This is a genomic window from Brochothrix campestris, from assembly GCF_046058945.1.
Lineage (GTDB): Bacteria > Bacillota > Bacilli > Lactobacillales > Listeriaceae > Brochothrix > Brochothrix campestris.
In genome coordinates this window covers 938,737-951,009 of sequence record NZ_CP175511.1, presented here as the reverse complement: position 1 = coordinate 951,009, position 12,273 = coordinate 938,737, and the positions used below count along the sequence as shown (strand labels likewise).

Annotated in this window: 10 protein-coding genes; 2 read left to right on the top strand and 8 right to left on the bottom strand. The window is 42.8% G+C overall.

What is annotated here, in order from left to right:
- Genes ACJYYY_RS04805 through ACJYYY_RS04795 form a run of 3 tightly spaced genes read right to left on the bottom strand, consistent with a single transcriptional unit; the run spans position 1 to position 3,940 of the window.
- Complete coding sequence (locus tag ACJYYY_RS04805) at positions 1 to 1,011, bottom strand: aldose epimerase family protein (protein WP_035314806.1); 1,011 nt, start codon at positions 1,009 to 1,011, stop codon at positions 1 to 3.
- Positions 1,008 to 1,673, bottom strand: a complete 666-nt coding sequence (gene pgmB, locus ACJYYY_RS04800; RefSeq protein WP_035314805.1) for a beta-phosphoglucomutase — start codon at positions 1,671 to 1,673, stop codon at positions 1,008 to 1,010. The genes ACJYYY_RS04805 and pgmB overlap by 4 nt, the downstream gene beginning before the upstream one ends.
- A gap of 2 nt (positions 1,674 to 1,675) precedes the next feature.
- Complete coding sequence (locus ACJYYY_RS04795) at positions 1,676 to 3,940, bottom strand: glycoside hydrolase family 65 protein (protein WP_035314804.1); 2,265 nt, start codon at positions 3,938 to 3,940, stop codon at positions 1,676 to 1,678.
- Between the two features lie 205 nt (positions 3,941 to 4,145).
- On the opposite strand from ACJYYY_RS04795, the gene ACJYYY_RS04790 reads away from it, so the two are divergent.
- Together ACJYYY_RS04790 and ACJYYY_RS04785 are read left to right on the top strand one after the other, a co-directional pair.
- On the top strand, positions 4,146 to 5,792 hold the full coding sequence (locus tag ACJYYY_RS04790) for a PTS transporter subunit IIBC (RefSeq protein ID WP_035314803.1): 1,647 nt from the start codon (positions 4,146 to 4,148) through the stop codon (positions 5,790 to 5,792).
- A 1-nt stretch (position 5,793) separates the two neighbouring features.
- Entirely contained in the window at positions 5,794 to 6,609 is an 816-nt protein-coding gene (locus ACJYYY_RS04785; RefSeq protein WP_408869175.1) for an endonuclease/exonuclease/phosphatase family protein, read from the top strand.
- A 69-nt stretch (positions 6,610 to 6,678) separates the two neighbouring features.
- Here the strand turns inward: ACJYYY_RS04785 and ACJYYY_RS04780 are convergent, their stop codons facing one another.
- The 5 genes from ACJYYY_RS04780 to ACJYYY_RS04760 form a co-directional block, all read right to left on the bottom strand.
- Positions 6,679 to 7,665 carry a LacI family DNA-binding transcriptional regulator gene (locus ACJYYY_RS04780; RefSeq protein ID WP_035314801.1) on the bottom strand — a complete coding sequence of 329 codons (987 nt, stop codon included), beginning with the start codon at positions 7,663 to 7,665 and terminating at the stop codon, positions 6,679 to 6,681.
- 73 nt (positions 7,666 to 7,738) lie between these two features.
- Positions 7,739 to 8,536, bottom strand: a complete 798-nt coding sequence (locus tag ACJYYY_RS04775) for a D-alanyl-D-alanine carboxypeptidase family protein (RefSeq protein WP_408869174.1) — start codon at positions 8,534 to 8,536, stop codon at positions 7,739 to 7,741.
- Between the two features lie 198 nt (positions 8,537 to 8,734).
- Positions 8,735 to 9,682, bottom strand: a complete 948-nt coding sequence (locus ACJYYY_RS04770; protein ID WP_035314799.1) for an ABC transporter permease — start codon at positions 9,680 to 9,682, stop codon at positions 8,735 to 8,737.
- A 3-nt stretch (positions 9,683 to 9,685) separates the two neighbouring features.
- Positions 9,686 to 10,732 carry an ABC transporter permease gene (locus tag ACJYYY_RS04765; protein ID WP_408869173.1) on the bottom strand — a complete coding sequence of 349 codons (1,047 nt, stop codon included), beginning with the start codon at positions 10,730 to 10,732 and terminating at the stop codon, positions 9,686 to 9,688.
- Positions 10,725 to 12,260 (bottom strand): ABC transporter ATP-binding protein, encoded by a 1,536-nt coding sequence (locus ACJYYY_RS04760; RefSeq protein WP_035314795.1) that lies wholly within the window; start codon positions 12,258 to 12,260, stop codon positions 10,725 to 10,727. The genes ACJYYY_RS04765 and ACJYYY_RS04760 overlap by 8 nt, the downstream gene beginning before the upstream one ends.
- Positions 12,261 to 12,273: the final 13 nt, after the last annotated feature.

The following is a 12,273-nucleotide window of genomic DNA, read 5'->3' as shown; positions in this document are numbered from 1 at the left end:
TTAAATTGTATCGAACGTATAAACACTCTGATATTGTTTCGTTTCGCCTGCCTCGATCACAATATTACCAAAGTCGGGGTGATGAATCGCATCAGGTAACATTTGTGGTTCAATCGCCAAACCGAGTTGTGAACACATCGGTCGTGTGTCATTCACCACATAGGCTTCGTTCATTCCAGTCGTCGAAAACAGCACAACCGCAGCCGCTGTCGTCGCGATTTGCAGGCGACGACCACTGCTATCATCCGTAACAGTTACCGCAGAAGGTGCCTGTGGTTGCAGCAAAAAGGGCGTGTCTAAACCAGCCGCTTCTGCCTGACAAAATTGCGTAATTGTTTGACCTGAACGAAAATCAAAGGCCGTTCCGGCAACTGGCAACAAACGGCCAGTCGGACATTTCGTCTCATCGACTTCGGCCATCTTATCAGCCGCAACCTTTACCTGATGTTCACTCACGGTCGCCTTCAAGCCACCACTCAAATTAAAATAACTATGATTGGTCGGATTAAATAATGTGCGTGTGTCGCTGTGTCCCGTTGTCGTAATCGTCATTCGGTTATCGGCTTGCAATTCATACGTTACTCGCATCGTCAACGTTCCCGGATAACCTTGATCACCCGCTGGCAGAACGATACACATAGTGACGGCTGAATCAGTCACACTTTCAATCACCCACACACGATGACTAACATTATTTATGCCACCATGAATATGCTGATTGCCTTCGTTTTGACTTAATTGAATAGTGTCCCAGCGACCATCGCGAATACGACCGGCCACGCGTCCAATCGTTGCCCCAAAGTAAGGCGAGTCGTTAACATAGCTCGCCAAATCGCCAAACCCTAACACGACGTTTTCTAATACGCCATGGCGGTCTGGCACATCTAGCGCTAACAAGGTCGCACCATAATTCATCACCGCGAGACGTAGCCCTTGTGCATTCGTCAGTTCGACTTTTTCGACCAATTCACCGGCGACTGTGCCAAAAGCTGAACGTTGCATCGCACTCATAACTGAGCCGCTTCCCATACTGATTTAACCGTCGCTAATTTGAGACCTGCTGTGCTGGCAAAAATATGATTGGCTGGCGCCAGTTCAGTCTCATCTCCTACAGCAATCGACACCATCTTGGCCGCGTTAATCGCTTCAACACCGGCAAGGGCATCTTCGACACCGACACAGTCACTTGGCGCTACGTTTAACTGGGCAGCAGCAGTAAGGTAAATATCCGGTGCCGGTTTACCTGCGGCTAACTGAGCAGGATCAACAATCGTATCAAAGCGCTCACTTAACCCTAACTTACTCAGAATAAATGGCCCGTTGCGACTAGCTGATGCCAGTGCCACCGACAAACCTGCAGCTGCAATCTCATCTAAGAATGCTACAATTCCTGGTAAAATATCGTTAGCATCTAAACGGCTAATTAACTGTAAGTAGTTGTCGTTCTTACGCTCGGCAAACTGGTCTAATTGAACTTGACTATAAAGACCAGTTTTACCACCGTGCGCTAAAATACGCGCTAACGATTCGGTGCGACTAATGCCCTTTAACTGCTCGTTGAATTGTCCATCAATTGTAATCCCTAACTCCGTCGCTAGCTGTTGCCACGCCACAAAGTGAAAACGGGCTGTATCAGCAATCACGCCATCTAAATCAAAAATAACGGCTTTCATCTTTACGCCTCCTTTGTTAAAGCGACAGTTTGTTCGTCCACTTTAATTGTAATTGACTCACCTGAAATGAGCGTCACCTTTGTACCAGTCTCATCGACACTAATAAGTAACAGACGGCCACGGAAGTTAATATGGAAGCTATAATTATCCCATTTTTGCGGAAGAAAGGCCTTAAATGACAGTTCATCATTGCTGACACGCATGCCCGCAAACCCTTGGACAATCGCTAACCAACTCCCTGTCATCGAAGTGATGTGTAAGCCATCTTCTGTATCGTTGTTGTAGTTATCTAGATCAAGGCGAGCGGTGCGTTCATACATTTCAACCGCCTTATCCTCATAGCGGATTTCCGCTGCTAAAATTGCATGCACACTTGGCGATAAACTTGACTCATGTACGGTTAACGGCTCATAGAAATCAAAGTTTTGTTGTTTTTGGGCGCGCGTGAATCGTTCAGGGAAGTAGTAGATACCTTGCAAAACATCGGCTTGTTTAATATAAGGCGAACGTAAAATGCGGTCCCATGACCAGTTTTGATTTAGCGGTAACGCCGTTGGATCAAGCTCAGCTACCGGTGTCAAATCCTTATCTAAGAACGTATCATGTTGTAAAAAGATCCCTTCTGTTTCATCTGTTGGCAAATACATTTTAGCTGCAATGTCGCCCCACTGTTTTAATTCAGCCACCGATATGTTCAAGGCTGCTCGCTTTGCTTGACTCAGTTTCGGTAACGTTTCAATCGCGTAGTTCAAGGTCCATTGTGCCATGAAATTGGTGTACCAGTTATTGTTGACGTTGTTTTCGTATTCATTCGGACCTGTGACACCGTGAATCATATACGTATCATTTCGTTTTGAGTAATGCACGCGGTCGGCCCAGAAGCGCGCGACTTCAACAATCACATCAATACCTTTGTCGAGTAAGTACGTTTCATCGCCAGTATAGTTCGCATGGTTATAAATAGCGTACACCATCGAGCCGTTACGATGAATTTCTTCAAAGGTAATTTCCCATTCGTTATGACATTCCACACCCGTAAAAGTTACCATCGGATAAAGTGCACCCGCAAGCCCTTGTTGACGAGCATTATGTTGTGCCTGTGGCAATTGTTGGTGACGGTAAGCAAGGAGGTTTTCAGTTACCTCAGGCGCTGCTAATGCCAAGTAAAACGGAATTGCAAACGCTTCGGTATCCCAGTAAGTGGCACCACCATATTTTTCGCCCGTAAAACCTTTTGGCCCGATGTTGAGGCGTGAATCTTCGCCGTAATAAGTCGCGAATAATTGGAAGATATTAAAACGAATGCCCTGTTGTGCTGATGCATCGCCTCCGATAACAACGTCAGCCAGTTCCCAGCGTTGATGCCATAAGCGTTCATGTGCCGCTTTTGTATCGTCATATGACTGTGGTGCTAACGCAGTCACTAACCGTTCAATTTCAGTCTTAATCGCTGTGACGGTTTCAAAATCACGTGATGTTACAACGAGCACTCGTTTGCCAATCGTTGCAACCGCGGCTTCAGCTAAGTTTGCTTCATACGCAACTGCAACAGCCGCGGCTTTAACGGCTGGTGTTAATGCCTCAAATCCGGTTTGGCTATGAGTCATTTTAAATCCCACAGTAAAACGTGGAATATTAAAATCGTTCGCTATCGTACGGCCAATCAATAAGCAGGACTCACTCGTCGCTTCTTTTTCAACCACTTCCCAAAACTTATCATCATAGTTGGCATCTTCATTGCTGACATCCGCATCAATCGCAGAAACGACTTTAACACTAGCAGGTGCACCCTTATTTTCAAAGCTGACTTGAACCTCGCATAATTCTTTTGTCGCAATGCTCACAAACCGCTCAACCGTAATCTTAACGCGTTTTTCGCCTTTATGAACAACAAATGAACGGGTCAGAACACCATTGTACATATCTAATGCTTGTTCATAGTCGCTTACCTCATCAACGTATAAGTCGACTTCCTCACCATCAATGAAAAACTGCATTTTTAAAAAGTTAACCGTATTAATGACTTTACCAAAATAATCGGGGTAACCATTCTTCCACCAACCAACGCGTGTTTTATCTGGGTACCATACACCAGCTAAGTAGATACCTTCGTGTTTGTCACCTGAATAGGTCTCTTCGAACATGCCACGCATGCCCATATAACCATTACCGATACTCGTTAAACTCTCTTGCAGACGTTTCTCTGCTTTATTTAAGGTCGTTGTTGTTACCTTCCAACTATCAATAATTGTTTGTGTCTCTGTCATTTTAATTCCTCCTATGGTTACGGTCCGAAATAAACCGTTTTCATTTCTATGATTCCATAATACTACGCAAACGTTTGCACTGTCAATTGTTTACTTACCCTCCTTTAATCTAAAAACATCTTTTAAAATCCGCTTGACATTTGTAAGCGATAACAATTATACTTTAAGCAAACGTTTGCATAAGCGTTACTAAGGAGGAATTTCAATGAAACAATTACTATCTTTTGAGTTTTGGCAAAAGTTCGGCAAAACCTTACTGGTTGTTGTCGCCGTTATGCCAGCAGCTGGTTTAATGATCAGCCTCGGTAAAATCTTCGCCATGTTCGACATTACCTTTTTCACTCGTGTTGGCGCTGTCACCGAACAAATCGGTTGGGGCATCATTACCAACTTAGCCATTTTATTCGCAATTGCGATTGGTGGCTCTTGGGCCAAAGAAAAAGCCGGCGGTGCCTTTGCCGCGCTAATCGCCTTTATTCTTATTAATACGATCACAGGCGCAATCTTCGGTGTTTCTTCCGACATGTTAACAACGGACGGAGCAACAACGACGACCTTATTCGGCACTAAGATTTTAGTGAACGGTTACTTTACTTCTATTCTAGGTGCACCCGCCTTAAACATGGGTGTATTCGTCGGTATCATTGCCGGCTTCCTCGGTGGTAACTTATACAATAAGTATTACAACTACCGCAAACTGCCAGATGCCCTTGCTTTTTTCAACGGCAAACGCTTCGTACCGTTCATGGTTATCTTCTGGTCAATTATTATTGCCTTAATTATGGCAATTGTTTGGCCATTCATCCAAACAGGCATTAACAAGTTTGGGATTTGGATTGCGATGTCATCTGCCTCGGCACCCTTTATCGCACCATTTATTTACGGAACACTCGAACGTCTGTTGCTACCCTTTGGTTTACACCACATGTTAACGATTCCGATTAACTACACGTCATTGGGCGGTACCTATACCATTATGTCAGGCGCCAATGCCGGGCAACAAGTATTCGGGCAAGATCCTTTATGGCTCGCTTGGGCAAGTGATTTATCTCAGTTCAAAAGCATTGGTGATATGGCGTCATATAACAATTTAGTTGATACTATCACTCCCGCCCGTTTTAAAGTCGGACAAATGATTGGTGCGACAGGAACATTAATGGGGATTGCATTAGCAATGTATCGTCGTGTTGATAGCGACAAACGCAAGAAATACAAATCAGTGTTCTTCTCTGCTGCAATTGCTGTCTTTTTAACTGGGGTTACGGAGCCACTTGAATTTATGTTCATGTTCTGCGCACCATTACTGTATGTAGTGTATGCCTTCATCCAAGGCTTAAGCTTCGGTTTAGCAGATATCATTTCACTGCGGTTACATTCCTTTGGTAACCTTGAGTTATTAACACGTTTACCACTTTCACTCAAAGCCGGCTTAGGACTTGATATTATTAATTACATCATCTCATGTATTGTCTTCTTCGCCATCGCTTACTTCGTGGCCTACTTCTTAATCGGCCGTTTTAAATTTGCGACACCAGGTCGTTTAGGCAACTACATCGATGATATTCCTAGTGATGATTCAGCTGAGACATCAGCTAGTAAAATTGCAACAGCTGATAAGCAAGTGCAAGGCATCATCGCTTGTCTCGGTGGCGCCGATAACATTATTGACGTCGATGCCTGTATGACTCGTCTGCGCGTCAGTGTAAAAGACGCCAACATTGTCGGTGATGAAGCTGAATGGAAAATGCTTGGCGCCTTAGGTTTAGTGAAAAAAGACACTGGTATCCAAGCGATATACGGACCAAAAGCAGATGTTTTAAAATCCGATATTAACGATACGTTAGGTTTATAAGATGAACTGTTTAACCTTAAATAGTCATAGTTTAATGGGCGAGTACGCCTCGATTCAAGTTGCTACCTTAGCAGACTTCATTGCAGCCGAAGCAATTGATGTGATTGCCTTACAAGAGGTTAACCAAACGATGACCGCCGCACCATTAAAATCTAACGACCGTTACCTAGCTGTGACAAGAACGCAACTACGGGCTGATAACTTCGCGGTCGAGCTTATTGCTGCCTTGGCAGAACGCGAACTCAATTATTATTTCAGCTGGCTCCCTTGCCATATCGGTTACGATCGTTACGACGAAGGTGTTGCAATGCTAACCAAAACAGCACCGATTGCTACCAAAACGATACACTTCTCAGAAACGAGCGCTTATGATGATTACCATACACGCCAGGCGGTTGGTGTCCAGCTTGCCAACAACGATTGGTTCTTCAGCATTCATAGTGGTTGGTGGCAAAGTGACGGTTCCGAATTCAGCTATCAATGGCAGAAACTGACATCCGCATTGGCTACGCTGGCTGGTCGGCAGTTTTTACTCGGCGACTTTAATAATCCAGCCCACCTTCCAAAGCAAGGCTATGCGCGTATTTTAGCTGACGGCTGGTATGATACGTACAACCTCGCGACTCATAAAGATGACGGTGTGACAGTTAGTGGCGCAATTGATGGTTGGCGTGAGAACCAGGCTAACGACAAGCGGATTGACTTTATCTTTTGCAATCAAAAAGTTGACGTCTACGAAGCGCGTAGCGTCTTTAACGGACGCAACGAACCTGTTATCTCTGATCATTATGGGGTCTATGTTCGCATAAAAAACTAATAAAAAACCAGTTACAACGATTAACACAATCGCTGTAACTGGTTTTTTTATTGCTTGCAAATCGCATATTCAGCGCACAACTAACTTATGTGGCACAATGATTTTCGATACGAGCGCATCCTTTGACTCAATGTATTTCATCATTAACACAACGGCCTCAATCCCCAGTTGTTTCGCATGAATATCAATCGAACTAAAGGCCGGGCTACTCATCTGTGAAAAGAGCGAGTTATTAAAGCTGACGATTTGTCGTGTCGTGTGCGTACTGCCGTTAATCGCTTGTTGAACCATCAAACCAATGATGTCATCTGAGGTGACGAAGGCGCTCACTTGCGGATGTTCTTTTAGCCAGGCATCAAAACTTGCTCGCCCATCGGCTAACAAGCCCTCAGCGACGTTAAACGTATATTCATTTGTAAGTCCAGCCAGACGCAATGCTCGGCGAAAGCCTGTAAAACGATCGAGATTGAATAACTGTTCTTCATTGTTATACACAAAGGCGATTTGGTCATGTCCAGCCGCAATTAAATGTTCCGTCGCATCTTTCGCTGCTAAAATATTATCATTATCAACATAAGGCGTTTCATTTTCATACACAACTGGTTTCCCGACTACGGTATAGCCGATTTTTTGCTCATGTAAATAATCAACGACAGGATCATTCATCTTTGAATAAAGCAAGATGAAATTTTGAATCCGACCGCGTTTGACCATCGTCGCGACATTTTCAACCAATTCCTCATTTGTATCACCAGTCGCAATCGTCACCATATACTGGCGTTCATTGCATTCTTGATTAATACCACGTAAGATTTCCATAAAAAAAGGATTTTGAAAAATTGCCGGCCCGGCCACCGGTAAAATCACGCCAATTGTATTACTCGTTTTGTTCGCTAAATTGCGGGCCGCATAGTTGGGTTCATAACCGAGTTCTTTCATTGCGTTAAAAACGAGCTGTTTTGTTTCATCACTAATGACTTTGTTATGATGCATCGCTCGCGAAGCAGTTGATGTTGAAACACCTGCTAACGCTGCAACGTCTTTAATTGTTACCATCGTCTTAGCCCCATTCATTATAATCTACTACTAGTATACAATAAAGCGGCGCTAATCGCTTGCAAAGTGGTACTTAATATTTAACAATTCCATCTGGGTATTTCATCGCGTATTCTTCATATGTTAAGCCGCTGTCAAATACTTTTTTGGCCAACGATTGGCCGATGTAGCGAAAATGCCATGATTCATATTCGTAACCGGTAATCGCGTCTTTGCCTTCGGGAAAACGTAAAATATAGCCATATTTATAAGACTCTTTTGCGAGCCACTTGCCTTCGGCCGTTGTTTCAAACCCTTGTTCGGCTGCAAATTCTCCCGCCGCATTGCTAATATCGATCGCCAAGCCGCTTTGATGTTCACTGGTGCCTGGCAACGCACTATATGTTAAGGCCTTTTCTTTACCATCTTGTTGCACGTAACCATCAAATATACTAACCTGAGTATCATACGAACGGAAGGCTGAAACGCCTGATAAATGGATAGCTTGTTTCTTCGCTGCAGCAAACATCGTTTCTAGATGAGTTGCCGCTTCTTGCCGTAACATACTACGCTCAACCACTTGCTCACCAAACACAAACGGTACATCAGGATGGACCAAATCGGTCGGCGTATAACCATCAGGAAACTTATTATGCTTATTCACGAGTGCATTAATACGCTCTGGCTCTTTTATCGTCACTACACCTTCTGTATTAAGGACAACTGTCGCTTCGACCTTCTTTTTTTCGGTTGAATCGGTTGTGCTTTTCTCCTCAGATACTGCGACATTATTTGTTGTTGGTTTGGCGGTCTCTGTCTTAGCTGCTGAACAACCGCCCAACGCTAATAAAAGCAGTGTTGTTCCTACAATGATACGTTTTTCTGTTTTCAACGTAAAAATCCTCCTTGAAATAGCAACAATCGTTACTTTTCATTTCGTACAGTTGTACTTTATCTATTTTAAACACTTTCACCCTTTTTTTCCATTAATTATCTAAAAAAAGACCTTTTTTAACATAATTCACCTCAGAAACGTTTAAGACAAAAAACAGGATGGCTAATTGCCATCCTGCTTGTTAAACCCCATTAATTACTTCGGCTTGACGTAATTAACCCCGTTTGCCTTCGGTCCTTCAGCCTTACCGATTAAACCAGCAAGCGCAAAAATCGTTAGGACATACGGTAAAATTTGCATAATAATCGTTGGCCAATGGCTGAAGAATGGCAATGAACCACCAATAACAGCGAGCGACTGAGCGAAACCAAAGAATAAACCAGCACCTAAGGCGCCGAGTGGGTTCCACTTCCCGAAGATTAACGCAGCTAACGCCATAAAACCTTGACCAGCAATCGTTGTCGCATTGAAGTTATTAGTAAATGACTGTGCGTATATTGCACCACCAATCCCACCTAACATTCCTGACATAATGACTGCCATATAACGCATACGATTGACTTTAATCCCCATTGTATCCGCCGCTAATGGGTTTTCACCAACTGAGCGTAAACGGAGACCAAAAACAGTTTTGTTCAAAACAAACCAGATTACAATCGCAACAATAATCGCGATGTATGAATAGTATGAGATACGTTGAAAGAAGATTTCACCGATAATTGGAATATCTTTTAATAATGGGATATTACTATAATCGACATTTTGAGAAATCGTTTCTGTTTGGCCTTTGCCATAAATAATTTTAGTTAAAAAGACAGTTAAACCGAGGGCCAAGAAGTTCAACGCCGTACCGCTGATAATATGGTCCGCTCTAAACGTAATCGTTGCAACCGCATGAAAGAGGGCAAATACACCACTACAAACCATCGCAAATAAAGTCGCAATTAACGTTGTCCATACACCAAATGTATCAGCAAACGTTAAGTTAAAAACAATCCCTGAAAAGGCACCCATAATCATTAAGCCTTCTAGCCCGATGTTGACGACACCAGCACGTTCTGACAACAAACCACCTAACGATGTAAAAATAAGCGGCGCTGCCATTAATAAAGTTGACGAAACAATTAATGATAATGTATCCATCGTTTAGCGCCCTCCTTTCTTAGACAGTTTTTCCATTGCCCATTGGATGATATAGCTTGCAGCTACAAAGAAAATAATGAGCGCAATCACAATATTAACCAATTCATTCGGAATACCGGCCTCAACTGAAATCGTTGTTTTACCGATGTTTAAGGCCGCAAATAGGAATGAAGAAAAGAGAATCCCAATTGGAGATAATGCTCCTAGTAAGGCAACCGCAATCCCATCAAACCCAATGCCGGATACTGATCCTTGCGTGAAGGCAAAACCAAAGGTACCGAGACCTTCCATCGCGCCTGCCATCCCTGCCAAAAAGCCAGAAATAAGCATTGCTAATATAATATTACGACGCACATTCATACCAGCGTAATGCGCCGCATTTTCGTTGTAACCAATCGCTTCAAATTCATAACCGGTTGTCGTTTTCTTCATAAAGATCCAGATAATAACAACGAGGACAAGCGAGATAATTAAGCCCCAATGCAAGGTTGAAAACTGGGTAATATCTTCTAAAAACGGCGATTTTAATGATGCCGTCTCTTTAATCACGTCAGTTTGATCTTTACCATCTGAGAAAACACCATGAATCAGCCAGTTAAACACATAAAGCGCGATGTAGTTCATCATAATCGTGATGATAACTTCATTAACTTTTAGATAAGCTTTTAGTAAACCGGGTACAAACGCCCATAAGGCACCACACAGACCACCAATTAAAATAGCAAGTGGCAAGTGGATGAACTTAGGTAAATCAAACAACGTACCTGCCCAAACAGCACCAATCCAACCCATTAACAGTTGACCTTGTGCCCCAATATTGAACATGTTCATTTTGTAGGCAACGGCAATCGCTAGACCAACTAAAATATAGGGTGTCGTTAAACGCAGGGTTTCGCCTAAGTAATAACTATTACCAAAGGCGCCGTACGCTAACGCACTGTACCCCGCAATTGGATCATAGCCAAATGCTAGCATGATGATTGCGCCAATGAGTAAGCCAAGTACAATCGAAGAGACTGAAATAATTAAGCCTTGCCACCGATTAGTCATGCATTCCCACCTCGCTCATCTTTTTATGTCCCGCCATATATAAGCCGAGTTCTTGTTCGTTCGTTTCGTTTGCATTCAGCACCGCGACGATTTCTCCTTCATAAATAACCGCAATTCGGTCACTCACATTTAAAATTTCTTCGAGTTCATAAGACATTAGCATAACTGCCCGTCCTAAATCTCGTTGCTCAATGAGGCGCTTATGAATAAATTCAATCGCACCGACATCGAGTCCACGCGTTGGTTGCGCTGCAATTAACAACTTAGGCGATCGTGTAATTTCACGGGCAATGATAGCCTTCTGTTGATTACCACCCGATAATTTACCAGCTGGTACATGTTCACTGCTTGTACGCACGTCATATTCTGCAATTAGACGATTTGCAAACTGATCAATTTCTTTTTGATTAAGAAATCCATGCTTGCTTAATGGTGTTTTGTAATACGTTTGGAGTGCTATATTGTTAGCTAGAGACATTTCCAACACAAGTCCGTGTTTATGACGGTCTTCTGGAATATGACCTAGACCTTTTTCCGTAATTTGACGAGGTTTTAAATTGTGTATCTTTTCCCCCGATAATTGAATACTGCCCTTTTTCACCTTGCGCAAGCCAGTAATCGCTTCAATCAATTCAGTTTGTCCATTGCCATCGATGCCTGCGATGCCTAAAACTTCGCCGGCCTTCACTTCGAGACTTAAATGTGATACTTTCTCAATCTTATGTTTTTCCTCGGTAACAACCAAATCATTAATTGCTAATACGACTTCCTGCGGATTTGCTGCTTTTTTTGCGGTTGAGAACAACACCGTACGACCGACCATCATATTTGCTAAGTTCTGAGGTGACGTATCTGAGACGTTAACGGTACCAATCCCTTCACCTTTACGAATAACTGTCACGCGATCACAAACGGTCATAATTTCTTTTAATTTATGTGTAATTAAAATAATTGACTTACCTTCTTTAACAAGACGCTTCATAATCGCCATTAAATCAATGATTTCTTGCGGTGTTAAGACGGCGGTCGGTTCATCAAAAATCAAAATATCGGCGCCACGGTATAACGTTTTTAAAATTTCAACCCGTTGTTGCATTCCAACACCAATTTGATCGATGCGCTTATACGGATCAATTTGCAAGCCATATTTATCTGATAAAGCAACAATTTCAGCAATTGCTTCTTTTTTCTTAATTAAACCTAAACGTGACGGTTCATGTCCTAAAATGATATTTTCGGCCACAGTAAATTTATCAATGAGCATAAAATGTTGATGCACCATTCCGATACCAAGATCATTTGCTTTATTCGGACTTGAGATCCGTTCTGTTTTACCTTTGACTTTAATTTCACCGCCATCGAGTTCATACAAACCAAATAAGACGTTCATTAACGTCGATTTACCTGCGCCATTTTCGCCTAATAACGCATGAATTTCACCAGGTTTAACCTGTAAATTTATGTTGTTATTTGCTACAAAGTCGCCAAACTGTTTGCGAATATTTAACATCTCAACCACATATTCCAAAAAGGCGTCCTCC